Below are 17794 nucleotides of genomic sequence, written 5' to 3'. Positions count from 1 at the left end.
GTCCCATGAACTTCGTCAAACGGGCCGGCCTGAGTCTCGTCGCCCGCCGGGGCAGGACCGCGATCCTGCTGGGGATCTTCCTCGTGGTGTGCACGCTGCTGCTGGGCGGCTTCATGCTGCGGGGCGCCACGGACCGGCAGGAGGCCGAGGCGCAGCGCAGGATCGGCGTGGACGTCACCGTGAAGGGCGACAGGCTCACGGCGGACGCCGCGGCGAAGCTGGGGGCGTCGCCGCTGGTGGAGCGGTACAACCCGCTGCTGTACGTGGATTCCCGGGCGCCCGGTCTGAAGCTGGTCGCGTCCGACGCGCCCCGGCCGCCGGACAGCGGGCCCGCCGACGACGGGCCGGGGCTGACCGGAATCCGCGAGTCGGCGATGCTGCTCGACTTCGCCACCGGCCACGCCTCCGTGGTCGAGGGGCGGCCGATCACCGCGAGGGACGCCGGCCGCCGGGTCGTGATGATCGATCAGCGACTGGCGCGGAAGAACGGTCTCGGGGTCGGGGACACGATCGAGCTGACGGCCGCGCCGGAAGGGAAGGGACCCAGGGGGCTTCCGAGGGAGGGGGCCTCGTACGACATCGTCGGCGTCTTCCGGGACACCCGGTCCGGCACAGCGCCCGGATGGCAGGAACCGGCTCAGCTCCCCGCGAACCAGATCTACGCCCCCCTCGGCGCCGTGTCCACGCTGGTCACCCCGTCCTCGCCGGGTGCCGGAGAGGGCGGCCCGCTCGCCGAAGCCGTCTACAAGCTCGCGTCGCCCGAGCGGGCCCAGGCCCTGCACGCCGATGTGAAGCGGCTGTTGGGCGGTGACGGCCTTCGGTTCGACGTCAACGACAAGGCGTACCGCGACCAGGTGGAGCCGCTGCGGAAGGTCGGCGCCTTCGCCGGGGTTCTCGTGTGGCTGATCGCCGGCGCGGGCACCGTGATCCTCGGCCTCGTCGTCACGCTGACCATCCGGGAGCGCCGCGCCGAACTGGGCATGCTGCTCGCCCTCGGTGAGCGGAAAGGGAAGCTCATCGGCCAGCACACGGTGGAGGTCGCCGCCGTCGCGGTGCCCGCGGTGGCCTTGGCGGCGCTGGCCGGGGCCGTGCTCGGACCGGTGGCCGGGCAGCGGTTGCCGGCGACCGGGGAGGTCGCGGCTCGTCCTGGGCGCCCCCAGGTGGAGCCGCTGCCGGCGCCGGACATGGCAATGCGGGCCGCCGATCTCGGCAAGGTCGCCGGTATCGGCCTCGGTATCTCGCTGGTCGCCACGGTTCTGCCCGGCATCGGCATTCTCCGCCTGCACCCCCGATCGATCCTCACCGACAGCGAATAGCCAATGACGGACAGCCAATGACGGACGGCGAATGACGGACAGCGAGTTAGGTGATTGGCGGCATGAATTTCCTTAAACGCGCGGGGCTCAGTCTCTGGTCCCGCAAAGGCAAGACCTTGATCATGCTGGGGACGTTCCTCGTCATCTCGGCGATGGTGCTCGGCGGTGTCCTGATCGAGGACGCCACGGCGCGAGCCGGTGACGCGGCCAAGCGGAAGATCGGCGCCGAGGTCACCCTGGCCATCGACTTCGACAAGTTGACGGCGGACGGCGGCTCCGGCCTTTCGGCGCCGCAGATGGCCACCGCGACGATCGACCAGATAGGTAAGTCGCCGCTGGTCAAGCATTACAACTACGAGGGCATCCAGTTCACGGATCTGGCCGACCCGCTGACCTACGAAGGCAAGCCGACGGAGAAGGATAAAGATAGGGACAGGGATAGGGATAGGGAAAGGCACCCTGACGGCATTCCCCCCATGTCTCAACTGCCCCTGGTCAAGGGCGTACTGGAGTCCGGGGCGATGCCCGGGTTCAGCAGTGGGCGGTGGAAGCTGCTGGACGGGGAGCCGATCACCCTGGCCGACCGGGATCGCGAGGTCGTCCTCATCGAGGAGCGTCTGGCCAAGCTGAACGCACTCAAGGTCGGCGACAGGATCAAGCTCGGTCGGATCAAGACGGACCCGTCCACCGAGAAGCAGACGGTCGACGGGTACACCGAGTTCACCGTCGGCGGCATCTACCGCGACCCGGGCGACCAGGACCCGGACTACCTCGTACCGGCCGGGAACCGCCTCATCGCCCCGATCGCCGCCGCCGCCGAGGCGCTCGGCGAGGACGGGAAGGTGCCCGCTCAGGTCGGCGGGGCGACGTTCACGCTCAACGACCCGGGCGATTTCCCGGCGTTCAAAAAGCACGCCGAGGACGTCGCCGGTGCCCAGCTCGACCCCTTCGCCCTCCAGATCAACGACAAGGCCATCAAGCAGATGACCGGCCCACTGTCGGCCGTCACCTCGTCCGCGGGGCTGGCGATGTGGCTGATCGGTGTCGCGGGCGCCGCGGTACTCGCCCTGCTCACCACACTGGCGGTCAAGCAGCGCCGCAAGGAGTTCGGCGTACTGCTGTCGATGGGTGAGCCGCCATGGAAACTCGTCGCCCAGCAGGTCACCGAGATCGTGGTGGTCGCCGCGCTGGCCGTCGGCCTCAGCGCGCTGTTCACCGAAGCGCTCACCCAGAAGGCCGCGGGGTCCCTGGTCAGCGGCGAAGCCGATTCCGCGCGGGCCGAGCTGGCCGCCTGGGAGCCGCCGCCGCCCGGCTCGACCGGGCTCGGCCAGGGCATCGACCCCGGCAGCGAACCCGTGGAAGGCGCCGACCCCATCGACAAGATCACCGTACGGCTCGACAACGGCGCCCTGGCCACCGTGGCCGGCGTGGGCCTGGGCATCGGCCTGCTCGCCACGGTCATGCCCGCCGCATCCGTACTGCGCCTGTCCCCCCGCACCATCCTCTCGAAGGGCGAGTGACCCCCTCCATGGACGCCATCACCCCCGACACCCACGCTCCAGCCACCAATCCCCGTAGCACCGCCCCCGTCCTCCAACTCACCGGTCTCAGCCACACCTACGCAGGTCAGCGACGCAGGACCACCGTGCTCAAGCAGATCGACTACAGCTTCGAACGCGGTGTCTTCTACGCGATCCTGGGCCCCTCCGGCAGCGGCAAGACCACGCTGCTCTCCCTGGCCTCAGGGCTCGACGCCCCGACCAAGGGTTCCGTCCGCTTCGACGGCCGGGACCTCACGGCGATCGGCCTGGGCCGGTACCGCAACAAGCACGCCGCCACCGTCTTCCAGCAGTACAACCTGCTCACCTACATGACCGCGGTACGCAACGTCACCACCGCCATGGAGATCACCGGCGTCAAGGTCCGCAACAAGAAGGCCCGCGCCATCGAACTGCTCGCCGAGGTCGGCCTGGACAGGCAGGACTCCACCCGCAACGTCATGCGGCTCTCCGGCGGCCAGCAGCAACGCGTCGCCATCGCCCGCGCCCTGGCCTGCGACGTCGACATCCTCTTCGCCGACGAACCCACCGGCAACCTCGACGAGGACACCGCCCAGGGCATCATCCGCGTCTTCCGGGAACTCGCGCACGACCAGAACAAATGCGTGGTGGTCGTCACCCACTCCCAGCGACTCGCCGCCCAGTCCGACCGCACCCTCACCCTCCGCAAGGGCAGAATCGCCGCCTGAACCAGACCGGACGGTGACCGGCCTCCCCCACTCGGCCCCGCCACCAGGCGCCCCCGCACCCCCCGTGATCCGCTGGGGCGATGCATGACCTGTTGCCCCGAGCTGTTGTGCGGACCGCTGCCTGGTGTGCGGTGGTGTTGCTGGTCAGTGGGGTCGCCGCGGTCGGGATCTGGTTGTGCGTGACCTTCAAGACGGCGGTCACGCCCGTACTGCTCGCCCTGCTCGGTACCGCGCTGCTCGGACCCCTGTACCGCCGGCTCGTCGCGGCGAAGGTCAACGCCTCGCTGGCGGCGGGGCTGACCTGCGCCGCGGTGGTCGCCGTCGTCGGCGGTGCCGGGTACATCGTCGTCACCGCGCTGATCGACAGCGGGGACCAGATCGTCGCCTCGCTCAAGCAGGCCGCGAAGTCGTTCACCGCGCACTTCGGGGCGGCCGGGACCTCGCTCGACGATCTCGCCACCAACGCGAAGGACCTGCTCGGCAGGTTCGGCTCGACCGCCGCGTCCGGGGTGCTCAGCGGCATCAGCGTCGTCGGGGAGCTGATCGCCACCGCCGTGCTCGCCCTGCTGCTCGTCTTCTTCTTCCTACGGGACTCCGGGCGGGCCATCACCGCCCTGCACGCCCTTGCCCCGCGCGGCAGGGGCGAGACCCTGGAGGCCATGGCGCGGCGGGCCTTCGAGGCCGTCGAGGGATTCATGCGCGGCACCACCGTGATCGCCTTCATCGACGCCGTCTGCATCACCGTCGGGCTGCTCGTGCTGCGCGTGCCGGGGGCCGTGGGGCTGGGGGCGCTCGTCTTCGTCGGCGCGTACATCCCCTACCTCGGCGCCTTCATCTCCGGCGCCGTCGCCGTGCTCGTCGCGCTCGCCGACCGGGGGTTCGCCATCGCGCTGTGGGCCCTGGGCGTCGTCCTCGCCGTCCAGCTCCTCGAAGGACACGTGCTCCAGCCCATGATCCAGAGCCGCACCGTCCAGATGCACCCGGCGGTCATCCTCCTCGCGATCACGGCCGGCGCCTCCGTCGCGGGCATCCTGGGCATGCTCCTCGCGGTACCGGTGACAGCGGCGGCCTTCGGCGTTCTGACAGAACTACGAGCCAGATACGGGTGACCTGCGGTCGGCTGACCAGGGGCGTGCGGTTCGCTGTCGGCCGCGGGCCGGCCGTGGCTGGTTGCGCAGTTCCCCGCGCCCCTGAGAGCGCGCTCCGCGCACCCCGGCGACGACCAATGGCGTGCGGCTCGCTGCCGGTCGCGGGCCGGTCGCGCAGTTCCCCGCGCCCCTGAGGAAGCGCTCCGCGCACCCCGGCGACGACCAACGGCGTGCGGTCCGCTGTCCGCCGCGGGCCTGCCGCTGGCCGGCCGCGCAGTTCCCCGCGCCCCTGAGAATGCGCTCCGCGCACCCCGGCGACGACCAACGGCGTGCGGCTCGCTGTCCGCCGCGGGCCTGCCGTGGCTGGTCGCGCAGTTCCCCGCGTCCCTGAGAGCGCGCTCCGCGCACCCCGGCAGTGACGCCGCGGGCCGGTCGCGCGGTTCCCCGCGCCCCTGAGGAAGCGCTCCACGCACCCCGGCGGACCTGCGGCCGGTCGGTCGGGCCCTTCCCCTCGCCTCTGAAGGTTGCGCTTTGCGCACCCCCCATGACCCCGGTCAGGCAGGGCGCCGGCCCATAGTGGGCGTTTCGGCTCGGATATTCCTACAGTGGGGCAATGCGCACCGAAGATCCCCCGCCATCCGTAGGGACCTCGTCCCTGCCCCCGGTGGGCGAGGTGCTGTCCGCGCTCGCGACCGGGATGTGGCACTGGGACACCGCCGCCGGCACCGTCGCGCTCGACGCGGAGGCCGCCCGGCTCGTCGGGCTGCCCGCCGGCGCGGTCACCCTGACGGAGTCCGCCGTACGGGCCCGCTTCCACCCCGTCGACTGGAACGAGATCGACGGCATCGTCGGCCTCGCCGTCGCCGAGAACACCCTCGCCGAGGCCCGCCTGCGGATCATGGACGACCAGGGCCGGGTCATCCGTACCGTCCGCAGCCGCTCGAAACCCACGTACCACCGCGACAAGCACTCGTTCGAGCTGATCGGGACGCTTCAGGAGGTCACCGAGCAGCCGCCCGGCGCCGCCGCCCGCTCCCCGGTCACCGGGGACTGGCGGCGCTCCCGCGAGGCGTTCCTGCTGGACGCCGGGCGGGCGCTCGCCGAGGCGCGGTCCACGGCCGAGGTGCTGAGGGTGGCCGCCGGGCTCTCGATGCCCGGGTTCTCGCCGGACGGGCTCGCCGTCTTCGGCGTCGAAGGCGACCATCTCGACGTCGTCGGGCACCACGGGCACGCCCCCGGCGAGGAGAGCCCGTTCATGGCGATGCCGCTGGACACCGACTACCCGGCCGCCGAGGTGTGCCGTACGGGACGGGCGGTGTACCTGTCGTCACCGAACGAGTACCGCTCCCGCTACCCGGCCGCCTGGCCGCTCGCCCAGCGGTTCGGACGGCAGTCCTGGGCGTTCCTCCCGCTGATCGTGGCGGGCCGCACCATGGGCGCCTGGATGGCCGCCTTCGCCTACCGCGTCACCTTCACGCCCGACGAGCGGTCCGTCCTGACGACCGTGGCGCGGATGCTCGCACAGGCGCTGTCGCGCGCCGGGGCCGCCGAGACCGAGCGGGAGCTGACGGAAGGGCTCCAGCGCTCGATGCTGCCGACGCTCGCCCCGCAGATCCCGGGCATGAGTGTCGCCGCGCGCTATGTCCCCACCGGCGGCGGCCTCCAGGTCGGCGGCGACTGGTACGACATGATCCCGCTGCCGTCGGGCCGGATCGCGCTGGTCATCGGCGATGTGCAGGGGCACGACGTACGGGCCGCCGGGCTGATGGGCCAGCTACGGATCGCGCTGCGCGCCTACGCCTCCGAGGGGCACCGGCCCGACGCGGTCCTGTCCCGCGCCAGCCGCTTCCTGACCGGGGTCACCGACTCCATCCCGTACGGATCCGCCGGGCGCCACCTGGCGGGCGCCGATTCCCCGACCGAACCCCGCTTCGCGACCTGCCTCTACGTGGAGGCGGACCCGCGCACCGGCGTCCTGGAGATCGCCCGCGCCGGGCACCCCGATCCGGCGATACGGATGGACGACGGCACCGTCCTGATGCGGCCCACGGCGGGCGGGCTGCCGCTGGGCATCGACCCGGACGCGGACTATCCGACCACCCGGATCGTCCTGGAGCCCGGCGAGACCATGCTGATCTGCACGGACGGCCTGATCGAGACGGGCGGCCATGACCTGGACACCGGCTGGTCCCGGATCCGTACGACCCTGGAGGCGCACCGCGGCGAAAGCCTGGAGGAGCTGGCCGACTCGCTGGTCCAGGCCGTGCACGGGCCGTCGTCCCACTACACCACCGGGCCGCTCGCCGACCGCCGCGAGGACGACATCGCGGTGCTGCTGCTGCGCCGCAGCGGCCGTCCGGACGCGGCCGGGTCCGCCCGCCGTACCGTCTTCACGGTCCCGCAGGCCGAGCCGCAGCGCATCGCCGCAGGCCGCCAGCAGCTACGGGAGCTGCTGCACGACTGGACGGACCCGGACCAGGTCGACTCGGCGGTCCTGATGGTCTCGGAGATGGCGACGAACGTCCTCGTCCACACCGACGGCGACGCCCTCATGGTCGCCGAGGTCACCGGCGTACCCGGCCACCGCACCCTCCGCGTCGAGGTCGCCGACAGCAGCGACGACCTCCCCCACAAACGGGAGCCCGGCGAACTCGCCTCGTCGGGCCGCGGCCTGGTCCTGATGGAACTCCTCGCGGACGCGTGGGGCGTCGATCCGCGCGGCGAGGGCAAGAGCATCTGGTTCGAGGAGTACGAGCGGGCCCCCGAGGCGGAGACACCCCGGCACGAGCGGCCCCCGGCCGGGCCGTAATACCGGAAAGCGATCTTGGGGCGGACGGTAACCTTGGTGGGTCTCGGCCCACCACTCGGTCCACCACCCGCGAAGACTGGATGAAACGACGATGCATCGGTACAGGTCCCACACCTGCGGAGAGCTGCGCGCCACTGACGTCGGCACCGACGTCCGGCTGAGCGGCTGGCTGCACAATCGCCGAGACCTGGGCGGCATCCTCTTCATCGATCTGCGCGACCACTACGGCATCACGCAGCTCGTCGCCCGCCCCGGCACGGCGGCGGCGGAGGCGCTGGACAAGCTGACCAAGGAGACGGTCGTACGGGTCGACGGCCGGGTCGTGTCGCGCGGCGCCGAGAACGTCAACGCGGAGCTGCCCACCGGTGAGATCGAGATCGAGGCCGCCGAGGTCGAGGTCCTGGGCGCGGCCCAGCAGATCCCGTTCACGATCAACGCCGAGGACGGGGTCAACGAGGAGCGGCGCCTGGAGTACCGCTTCCTGGACCTGCGCCGCGAGCGCATGCACCGCAACATCATGCTGCGGACCGCCGTGATCTCGGCGATCCGGCACAAGATGACGGCGCTCGGGTTCAACGAGATGGCGACCCCGATCCTGACGGCGACCTCGCCGGAGGGCGCCCGTGACTTCGTGGTGCCCTCGCGCCTCAACCCGGGCAAGTTCTACGCCCTTCCGCAGGCCCCGCAGCAGTTCAAGCAGTTGCTGATGATCTCGGGCTTCGACCGGTACTTCCAGATCGCGCCCTGCTTCCGCGACGAGGACGCCCGCGCCGACCGCTCGCCCGGCGAGTTCTACCAGCTCGACGTGGAGATGTCCTTCGTCGAGCAGGAGGACGTGTTCCGGCCGATCGAGCGGCTGATGACGGAACTCTTCGAGGAGTTCGGCGGCGGCCGGCACGTCACCTCGCCGTTCCCGCGCATCCCGTTCCGTGAGGCGATGGCGAAGTACGGCTCGGACAAGCCGGATCTGCGGGCCCAGCTCGAACTGGTCGACATCACCGACGTGTTCGAGGGTTCGGAGTTCAAGGCGTTCGCGGGCAAGCACGTGCGCGCGCTGCCGGTGCCGGACGTCTCGGCGCAGCCCCGCAAGTTCTTCGACCAGCTCGGGGACTACGCGGTGGAGCAGGGCGCGAAGGGGCTGGCCTGGGTGAGGGTGGCGGAGGACGGTTCCCTGTCGGGCCCGATCGCGAAGTTCCTGACGGAGGACAATGTCGCGGAGCTGACGAAGCGCCTCTCCCTTGCCCCCGGTCACGCGGTGTTCTTCGGCGCCGGGGAGTACGGAGAGGTCTCGAAGATCATGGGCGCGGTGCGGGTCGAGGCCGCGAAGCGCTCCGGGCACTTCGAAGAGGGCGTCTTCCGGTTCTGCTGGATCGTGGACTTCCCGATGTACGAGCGGGACGAGGAGACCGGGAAGATCGACTTCTCGCACAACCCGTTCTCGATGCCCCAGGGCGGCATGGCCGACCTGGAGGAGAAGGACCCGCTCGACATCCTGGCGTGGCAGTACGACATCGTGTGCAACGGTACGGAGCTGTCGTCGGGCGCCATCCGTAACCACGAGCCGGACATCATGCTGAAGGCGTTCGAGATCGCCGGGTACGACCGGGAGACCGTCGAGGCCGAGTTCGCGGGCATGCTCCGCGCCTTCCGCTTCGGCGCCCCGCCGCACGGCGGCATCGCCCCCGGCGTCGACCGCATCGTGATGCTCCTCGCCGACGAGCCCAACATCCGCGAAACCATCGCGTTCCCCCTGAACGGCAACGCCCAGGACCTGATGATGGGCGCCCCGACAGAGTTGGACCCGGCCCGCCTGAGGGAACTCAACATCACGGTGAACAAGCCCCAGCCGAAGTAACCCACACGAGTGACGGGCCCGGGATCAGGAGATCCCGGGCCCTTTGCCGTGCCTAGGCTCCCGATCATGGCAAAACTCGAAATGAAACCGGCCGCACAGTCCGGTGGCCACTTACCCTGGGAGTCACCACCGATCCGGGAGGAGACCGCCGTGGGCATGACCGACGAGCGTCACAGCGTCCTGAGCCAGGAACAGTTCGAGGAGCTGGCTCATCTGGGTGCCCGCGTGGACGAGTCCCTGCGTTTGGAGTTCATCAACGGAAGGATCGGGGAAAAGGCAGTGCCGGACGGAGTTCACGGACGAATCATCGTCTGGCTGATTCAGATTTGCTCGTCACTCCCCGGAATGTGGCTCTTCGGAGACCAGGGGCTTCGCATCGAGACCTACCGTAAGAGCAACGCTCGCCCCGATGGCGTGCTCGCACCGATCGATCACTTCATCGGAGCGGGCGAATGGGCCAGTGTGGACGGGGTGCGCATGGTCGTCGAGGTCACCTCCCGTGACTCAGACACACACAGGCGGGACCGACAGGACAAGCCCCGCGCCTACGCCGAGTCCGGCATCCCCGTCTTCCTCCTCATCGACCGCGACACCCACGAGGTCAAGGTCCACTCCCAGCCGGACGGAGTCCGCTACGAGACCGTGGTCACGGTCCCCTTCGGCAAGACGGTGACCTTGCCGGACCCGGTGGGAATCGACCTGGACACCGAGCCGCTCAAGGACTGGGTGCACTGACAACAGGACGGAGGGCCCGGAACCGTCGTGCGGTTTCGGGCCCTCCGTCCTGCGTGAGCAAAGGTCACGCCTCCGCCCCGAACCTCTCCCGATAAGCCTCCAAGTCCTCTTCCGTGATCTTGGCGAAGAGGACCGGGGGGACCGTGAACGGGGTGCCCGGGGGGAGCGTCGTCAGGGTGGTCGCCTGGGCCGGGGTGGCCCAGGTCGCCGTGTCGTCGGGGAGCGCGAACGCGTTCCGCATCGCCCTCGCCGACGCCGGGATGAAGGGCTCCGAGACGATCGCGTACAGGTGGATCAGGTTCATCGCCGTGCGGAGCGTCAGCGCCGCGCCGTCCGCGTTCGTCTTGATCTCCAGCCAGGGGGCCTTCTCCTCCAGATAGGAGTTGCCCGCCGACCACAGCGCCCGCAGGGCCGCCGCCGCCTTGCGGAACTGGAGGGCCTCCATGTGCTCCTCGTACTCGGAGAGGAGGCGCGCGATCTCCACGCCCAGCCTCTCCTCCGCCTCGCCCGCCTCCGCGCCCGCCGGGACCTCCTCGCCGAACCGCTTCTTCGAGAAGGACAGGACACGGTTGACGAAGTTGCCGAGGGTGTCCGCCAGGTCCTTGTTCACCGTGGCCGCGAAGTGCTCCCAGGTGAACGACGAGTCGTCGGACTCGGGGGCGTTGGCGATCAGGAAGTACCGCCAGTAGTCCGCGGGCAGCAGATCGAGCGCCGCGTCCGTGAACACGCCCCGCTTCTGCGACGTGGAGAACTTGCCGCCGTAGTACGTCAGCCAGTTGAACGCCTTGACGTAGTCGACCTTCTTCCACGGCTCCCGTACGCCCAGCTCCGTCGCCGGGAACATCACCGTGTGGAACGGGACGTTGTCCTTGGCCATGAACTCCGTGTACCGGACGGTGTCATCGGCCTCGTACCACCACGACTTCCAGTCGCGGACCTCGCCCGCGGGCGCCGCGTCGGCCCACTCCTTCGTCGCGCCGATGTACTCGATCGGGGCGTCGAACCACACGTAGAAGACCTTGCCGTCGGCCGCCAGCTCCGGCCAGGTGTCGGCCGGGACCGGCACGCCCCAGTCCAGGTCACGCGTGATCGCGCGGTCGTGCAGGCCCTCGGTCAGCCACTTGCGGGCGATCGACGACGCGAGCTGCGGCCACTCGCCGCCGACCTCGTCGATCCACGCCTCGACCTCGCCCTGAAGCTTCGACTGCAACAGGAACAGATGCGTGGTTTCGCGGACCTCAAGATCCGTGGAGCCGGAGATCGCGCTGCGCGGGTTGATCAGGTCCGTCGGGTCCAGGACCCGCGTGCAGTTCTCGCACTGGTCGCCGCGCGCCTTGTCGTACCCGCAGTGCGGACACGTGCCCTCGACATAGCGGTCCGGCAGGAAGCGCTCGTCGGCCGGCGAGTACACCTGGCGGATCGACCGCTCCTCGATGAACCCGTTCTCGTGGAGCCGGCGGGCGAAGTGCTGCGTGATCTCCCGGTTCTGCGGCGACGAGCTGCGGCCGAAGTAGTCGAAGGCCAGCTCGAAACCGTCGTACACCGCCTTCTGCGCGTCGTGCGCCTGCGCGCAGAACACGTCCACCGGCAGACCGTTCTCCTTGGCCGCCAGCTCGGCCGGGGTGCCGTGCTCGTCGGTGGCGCAGATGTAGAGGACGTCGTGACCGCGCTGGCGGAGGTACCGGGAGTACACGTCCGCCGGAAGCATGGACCCCACCATGTTGCCCAGGTGCTTGATCCCGTTGATGTACGGAAGGGCGCTGGTGATGAGGTGTCGAGCCATCGCGGGCTGCTCCCAAGTCGCTACGTGCGGTGAGAAGGTCGGTGTCCGAGAGCCGGGTGGGTCACGCGGCCGGAATCCTCACAGCGTATCCGACACGGCGGGGCGCCCCGCGCGGCAATTTCCGCCCGGGACGCCCCATGGGACCAGGTGTGCGAGGTCAGCCGTTACGGGCCGCCAGCCACTCGGGGAACGCCCCGAGCAGACCCTCGTACAGCTCGGCGTCCGTCAGCTCGCGGGGGGTCGGGCCCGCGTGGAAGAAGGCGGCGTTCTCCGCCTTGAGCTTACGGAGGTAGTCGAAGCCCTTGGCCTCGTGCTCACCGAACGCGACGAACTGGAAGAAGACCGGGTGCGGGGTCGCGTCCGCGAGGGCCTGGGTCGCGGCGCCCTTGACGTCCGGGGGGCCGTCGGTCTGGAACACGACGAGGGTCGGGGCGGTCGTCCCCGCCTTCTTGTCCTTCTCGTACTGGGCGACGACCTCCGCGACGGCGTGGTGGTAGCCGGTGCGGCCCATGTGCCCGAGGGACGCGTGCAGCTCGTCGATCCGGTCCTCGTAGCTGTCGAGGGTCAGCTCGCCGGAGCCGTCGATGTCGGTCGAGAAGAACACGACGGACACGGTCGCGGCGGGATCGGTGTGCGCGGCCAGCGCGAGCACCTGCTCCCCAAGACTCTGCGCGGACCCGTCCTTGTAGTACGGCCGCATGGAACCGGAACGGTCGAGGACGAGGACGATCCGGACGGGGGTTCCGGTGAGCGCCCGCGCGGCGAGCGCGTCACCGGCAGCCTTGTACGCACCGGCCAGCCCGACCGCAACGGCGAGCTGGGGTTCGGCGGGAGGGGAGGTGGGGGCGGAGGTGGGGGTGGAGACGGGTTCGGGCTGGGGCTCGGATTCCACGACGGCGACGGGCTCGGGCTCCACGACAGCCACCGGCTCCACGACAGGCTCCGGTTCCACAATGGCGACGGGCTCCGGCTCGGGCTCCACGACGGGCTCAGGCTCAGCGACGGCGACGGGCTCCGGCTCGGGCTCCACGACGGGCTCCGGCTCCGCGACAGCCACCGGCTTCGGCTCCACGGCCGGCTCAGGCTCAGCGACAGCCACCGGCTCCGGCTCAGCGGCAGCGACTGGCTCCGGCTCCACGACAGCCACCGGCTCCGGCTCCACGACCGGTTCCGGCTCCACGACCGGCTCGGGCTCCACGACAGCGACCGGCTCCGGCACAGCGACCGCGACCGGCTCCGGCTCAGCGGCAGCGACTGGCTCCGACTCCACGACAGCCACCGGCTCGGCCTCCCCCTCCGATTCCCGTTGTGGGCGAGTGTCCCGCTGGGCGGGACGGGCGGGCACAACCCCAGGCGCGGGGTCCTCGGAGGCAACGGCAACAGAGTCAACGGTGTCGTCCGCCGGCCGCGAAGGCCGAGGCACGGACACATTGTCGAACGCCGCCGAAACCAACTCCTCCACCACCGAAGGCTGCGCCGGCACGGAGACGCCCCCCGCAGGGGCCACCGACTCACCGGCGGACGGTGCCGGCACCGGCACCGACGCCTCCACCCGGTCAGCCTCCTGCACAGGACCCCGCTTGCGCGACCGCCCCAACACATCCCGCAACCGACTCAGAATGCCCATGTGCGCGACCCTTCGCGTGAGTTGATTCCGTCAATCCCTGGCCAGGACGGACACGTAAGGTTAGCCGCCGCCCTACGCGATCTTGGGGAGGGTCGACAAACCCTCCACCAACCCCCCGGGCCCATTCAGAGGCCACCATCTCCCCACCCCGTCCGCCACGGGTTCACCCCCAGTTCACCTCGCCGCCCTCCCGCTGCGGCCCGACCCTCGTACGGTCGCGCCGAACTCACGTAAAGGGGAGGAAAAGAAATGCCCAAAATGCTGCCGCTGATCAGCTCGCACCAAGGCAGCCGGTCCGCCATGACCTGCCGGTTCCGCTGCGGTGACGCCTGTTTCCACGAGGTGCCGAACACGAGCGCCAACGAGTACGTCGGCGATGTCATCGCCGGTGTCCTCAGCCGCCGTTCCATGATGCGGGCCGCCGCCGTCGTCACCGTCGCCGCGACGGCGGGTGGCGCGCTCATCGGCACCGGCAGCCAGACCGCCACCGCGGCCCCCGCCACCGGCACCGGCACCCCCGCCGACTCGCTGAAGCACGGACGTGGAAAGGCGGCGCGCGGCCTCCGCTTCACGCCGGTCGCGCCCAACACGCACGACGCGGTCACCATCCCCGAGGGCCACGCCCAGAACGTCGTCATCCGCTGGGGCGACCCGATCCTGCGCGGCGCCCCGGCCTTCGACCCGGAGAAGCAGACCGCGAAGGCGCAGGCGGGCCAGTTCGGTTACAACACCGACTTCCTCAGCCTCCTCCCGCTGCCCGGCGAGCGCGGCCGGCAGGTCCTCGTCGCGAACCACGAGTACACCGACGAGATCCTGATGTTCCGCGGCTACGACGCCGCGAACCCGACCCGCGAGCAGGCCGAGATCGCCTGGGCCGCGCACGGCCTGTCGGTCGTCGTGGTCGAGGAGGACCGCCGCAGCGGCAAGCTGACGGCCGTACCGCGCCACCACCTCAACCGCCGCCTCACCGTGACCAGCGAGTTCGAGCTGACCGGCCCGGCCGCGGGCAGCGCTTTCGTCCGTACGAAGGCGGACCCGCGCGGCACCACCGTGCTCGGCACGCTCAACAACTGCGCCGGCGGCGAGACCCCCTGGGGCACCACGCTGCACGGCGAGGAGAACTTCAACCAGTACTTCGCGAACGTCGACAAGGTCACCGACCCGGTCACCCTGGCCCGACTCAAGCGGTACGGCGTGACGGCCGGCGCGTCCGAGCGCAAGTGGGAGCGGTTCGACGAGCGCTTCGACGTCACCAAGGAGCCCAACGAGGTCAACCGCCACGGCTGGGTCGTCGAACTCGACCCGTACGACCCGGAGTCGACCCCGCGCAAGCGGACCGCCCTGGGCCGTTTCAAGCACGAGGCCGCGCAGCCCCGCCTCACCGACGACGGCCGTCCCGTCGTCTACATGGGCGACGACGAGCGCTTCGACTACTTCTACAAGTTCGTCTCGTCCAAGCGCCGGATGCGCGGCAACAGCCGTACCGCGCACGCGCACAACATGACGCTCCTGGACGAGGGCACCCTGTACGTCGCCAAGCTCACGGGTGACTCGCCCGCCGAGGAGATCGACGGCACGGGCAAGCTGCCCGCCGACGGCGAGTTCGACGGCAGCGGCGTGTGGATACCGCTCGCCACGGCGGGCCCGCGCGGGCGCGCCGAGTCGCACGTCAAGGGCATGACCGCCGAGGAGGTCTACGTCTTCACGCGGCAGGCCGCCGACCTGGTGGGCGCCACCAAGATGGACCGCCCCGAGGACATCGAGCCGTCGCCGCGCTCCGGCAAGGTGTACATCGCGCTGACGAACAACACCGACCGCGGCAAGGCCGGCAAGGCCCCGGCGGACGAGGCGAACCCGCGCAACCTCAACAAGCACGGGCAGATCCTGGAGCTGACGGAGAGCCGCAATCGGCCGGAGTCGCTGACCTTCGCGTGGAGCCTGTTCCTCGTCGCGGGCGACCCGAACGACCCGTCGACCTACTTCGCGGGCTTCCCGAAGGACAAGGTCTCGCCGATCTCCTGCCCGGACAACGTCGCCTTCGACCCGCACGGCAACCTGTGGATCGCGACGGACGGCAACGCCCTCGGCACCCACGACGGACTGTTCGGCGTGGCCACCAGCGGCGACCGGCGCGGTGAGCTGAAGCAGTTCCTCACCATGCCGAAGGGCGCCGAGACCTGCGGCCCGATCATCCAGGACCGCCGGGTCCTGGTCGCCGTGCAGCACCCGGGCGAGGTCGACGGCGCGTCGGTCGAGAAGCCCGCGAGCGCGTGGCCGGACGGCCCCGGCCGTATCGTCCGCCCGTCGGTCGTGTCGGTGTGGCGCACGGACGGCTGCGACATCGGCGTCTGAGCGGAAGCCGCACCCCGCGTACGGAGGGACCGACCGTACGCAGAGACCAACGGGCGCCCTCTGACCGCGGAGGGCGCCCGTTGCCTTTCCGGTGTCCGACGGTGTCTCGGTGACTCACGCCGGGTCGCGGGTCAGCGCCCCCAACTCCTCGAACCGGACCGCCCCGTTCAGCCACTCCCGGTACTCGGGCGCCTCCTCGGCGACCTCCCAGTACGCCTCCTCCAGATCCCCGTACACCTCGTCCAGCTCGGCCTCCGTACGGGCCGCGAGGAGCAGGCGGACGCCGAGCGGGTCGCCGGCCAGGGGGCGGACCGCCGTGTCGGGGCGGGGCCGGGCCGTGGGCTGGCAGACCGTGACGACCTCGGCCGTCGCGACGAGCGAGTACGCCGTGAGGTAGTCGCCGCGCAGCACCCGGGGGCTGATGCCGGCCGCGCGCAGCACCCGGCAGACCGCGTCCCACTCGCCGTCCACCGTCGGATCGACCATCCACCGGTCGCCCGCGAGGTCGGCCAGGGTCACCACCGGGCGGGCCGCCGCCGGGTGGTCGGCGGAGAGGGACACGAACTGGGGTTCCCGCTCCAGGAGGACCCGATGGCGGACCCCGGCCGGGAACCGCAGCGGGCTGCCCTCGACCTCGTGCACGAACGCCACGTCGAGCTGTCCGGCGGCGACCATGCCGAGGAGCGCGTTCGCGGAGACGTTCATCTGGAGCGACGGTTCGGTGCGGGGGCGGCGTACCCGCAACCGGCGCAGCCAGCCGGGGATGGCGCGGCTCGCCGTCGACCCGATCAGCAGATGGGTGCCGTCGGCCGCGCGGGCGGCGGCGGCCCGGGTCTCGGTGACCAGGTCCCGCATCTCGGCGATCAGCGGCCGGGCCCGGCCGAGCAGCGCGCTGCCGAGCGGCGTCGGCCGGCAGCCGCCGCGGCCCCGGGTGAACAGCTCGCCGCCCAGGGCGTGTTCGATACGCTTCAGCTGCGTGCTCAACGTGGGCTGGGCGACGCCGAGTTCACGGGCCGCCTTGTGCAGACTGCCGCTGTCGGCGATGGCGCACAGTGCGCGAAGATGCCGCACCTCTAGGTCCATGGGAGACGAGCGTAGAACCGCTCAAGGCACGGACACCAGATGCCCAAATCCCCATGTATCGGCACGAGTTGACGGGTGATAGCCCGAGGCTATCCCCACTTGCCATCATCCCGGGCGGCGCGAGTTCCCTGACACTCCCTTTACCGAACGTTCTAACCCCACCATGAACCAGTAGGAGCCCCCCATCATGAAGCCCCCCACCCGCTTCCTGTCCGCGGCGATCGGTCTCGGTCTCGCCGGCGCGCTCGGCGCCGCGGTTCCCGCGTCCGCCGCTCCCACCGCCACCGACACGGCCCCGGCGAGCACGGCCGCGTCGATCGCGCGGTACGAGGGTTCGGCCGAGGACAAGGCGGCCACCAAGGCGTTCTTCGACGCGGTCGTGAAGGCGGTCGCCGAGAAGCGCGCCGCCAACCCGGGCGCCGCTGTCGTCACCGTCAACTACAGCACGGCGAACGCGCCCTCGTTCCGCTCGCAGATAGCCAGCTCCACCTCGATCTGGAACAGCTCGGTGAGCAACGTCCGCCTCCAGGAGGGTGGCAGCGCCAGCTTCCAGTACTACGAGGGCAATGACTCGCGCGGTTCGTACGCGTCGACCGACGGGCACGGCCGTGGCTACATCTTCCTCGACTACCGGCAGAACCAGCAGTACAACTCGACCCGCGTGACCGCCCACGAGACCGGGCACGTCCTCGGTCTGCCGGACCACTACTCGGGTCCGTGCAGCGAGCTGATGTCCGGCGGCGGCCCCGGCACGTCCTGCACGAACGCCTACCCGAACGCCGCCGAGCGCTCCCGCGTGAACCAGCTCTGGGCGAACGGTCTGGCGAAGGCGCTCGCGCAGGTCAACAAGGCGGACACCCTGGCCAAGACCGGCTGATTCTCTTCGGGGCGGGGGTAC

12 protein-coding genes are annotated in these 17794 nt (G+C 70.6%); 9 read left to right on the top strand and 3 right to left on the bottom strand.

Annotation, left to right across the window (positions count from 1 at the left end; all coding sequences use genetic code 11):
* Nucleotides 1–5: 5 nt before the first annotated feature.
* The 7 genes from ACIQNU_RS42665 to ACIQNU_RS42635 all read left to right on the top strand — a co-directional run bounded on the left by ACIQNU_RS42665 (nucleotide 6) and on the right by ACIQNU_RS42635 (nucleotide 10051).
* On the top strand, nucleotides 6–1316 hold the full coding sequence (locus ACIQNU_RS42665; RefSeq protein ID WP_401377807.1) for an ABC transporter permease: 1311 nt from the start codon (nucleotides 6–8) through the stop codon (nucleotides 1314–1316).
* Nucleotides 1317–1378: 62 nt separating this feature from the next.
* Entirely contained in the window at nucleotides 1379–2836 is a 1458-nt protein-coding gene (locus ACIQNU_RS42660) for an ABC transporter permease (RefSeq protein WP_401377805.1), read from the top strand.
* Between the two features lie 8 nt (nucleotides 2837–2844).
* Nucleotides 2845–3564, top strand: coding sequence for an ABC transporter ATP-binding protein (locus ACIQNU_RS42655; protein ID WP_401377802.1), 720 nt, complete (start codon nucleotides 2845–2847; stop codon nucleotides 3562–3564).
* Between the two features lie 80 nt (nucleotides 3565–3644).
* Complete coding sequence (locus ACIQNU_RS42650) at nucleotides 3645–4673, top strand: AI-2E family transporter (RefSeq protein ID WP_401377799.1); 1029 nt, start codon at nucleotides 3645–3647, stop codon at nucleotides 4671–4673.
* A 592-nt stretch (nucleotides 4674–5265) separates the two neighbouring features.
* Nucleotides 5266–7461, top strand: coding sequence for a SpoIIE family protein phosphatase (locus tag ACIQNU_RS42645; protein ID WP_401377796.1), 2196 nt, complete (start codon nucleotides 5266–5268; stop codon nucleotides 7459–7461).
* 91 nt (nucleotides 7462–7552) lie between these two features.
* Nucleotides 7553–9316, top strand: coding sequence for an aspartate--tRNA ligase (gene aspS, locus ACIQNU_RS42640; RefSeq protein WP_401377793.1), 1764 nt, complete (start codon nucleotides 7553–7555; stop codon nucleotides 9314–9316).
* A gap of 156 nt (nucleotides 9317–9472) precedes the next feature.
* Complete coding sequence (locus ACIQNU_RS42635; protein WP_401377791.1) at nucleotides 9473–10051, top strand: Uma2 family endonuclease; 579 nt, start codon at nucleotides 9473–9475, stop codon at nucleotides 10049–10051.
* A 64-nt stretch (nucleotides 10052–10115) separates the two neighbouring features.
* Here ACIQNU_RS42635 and metG read toward each other — a convergent pair whose 3' ends face one another.
* Together metG and ACIQNU_RS42625 are read right to left on the bottom strand one after the other, a co-directional pair.
* Nucleotides 10116–11834, bottom strand: a complete 1719-nt coding sequence (metG, locus tag ACIQNU_RS42630) for a methionine--tRNA ligase (protein ID WP_401377788.1) — start codon at nucleotides 11832–11834, stop codon at nucleotides 10116–10118.
* Nucleotides 11835–11991: 157 nt separating this feature from the next.
* Nucleotides 11992–13104 carry a VWA domain-containing protein gene (locus ACIQNU_RS42625; RefSeq protein ID WP_401377785.1) on the bottom strand — a complete coding sequence of 371 codons (1113 nt, stop codon included), beginning with the start codon at nucleotides 13102–13104 and terminating at the stop codon, nucleotides 11992–11994.
* Nucleotides 13105–13710: 606 nt separating this feature from the next.
* Here ACIQNU_RS42625 and ACIQNU_RS42620 point away from each other — a divergent pair.
* Entirely contained in the window at nucleotides 13711–15813 is a 2103-nt protein-coding gene (locus tag ACIQNU_RS42620) for a PhoX family protein (protein WP_401377782.1), read from the top strand.
* 114 nt (nucleotides 15814–15927) lie between these two features.
* Here ACIQNU_RS42620 and ACIQNU_RS42615 read toward each other — a convergent pair whose 3' ends face one another.
* A complete protein-coding gene (locus ACIQNU_RS42615; RefSeq protein ID WP_401377779.1) occupies nucleotides 15928–16896 on the bottom strand; it encodes a LysR family transcriptional regulator in 969 nt (322 codons plus the stop codon).
* A 187-nt stretch (nucleotides 16897–17083) separates the two neighbouring features.
* Between ACIQNU_RS42615 and snpA the strand changes: the two genes are divergently transcribed.
* Nucleotides 17084–17773 carry a snapalysin gene (snpA, locus tag ACIQNU_RS42610; protein WP_401377776.1) on the top strand — a complete coding sequence of 230 codons (690 nt, stop codon included), beginning with the start codon at nucleotides 17084–17086 and terminating at the stop codon, nucleotides 17771–17773.
* The last annotated feature ends 21 nt before the right edge of the window (nucleotides 17774–17794 follow it).

The sequence above is a fragment of the Streptomyces sp. NPDC091292 genome, assembly GCF_044757265.1.
Lineage (GTDB): Bacteria > Actinomycetota > Actinomycetes > Streptomycetales > Streptomycetaceae > Streptomyces.
The sequence above is the reverse complement of the archived record's forward strand: the minus strand, read 5'-3'. Positions and strand labels throughout refer to the sequence as shown.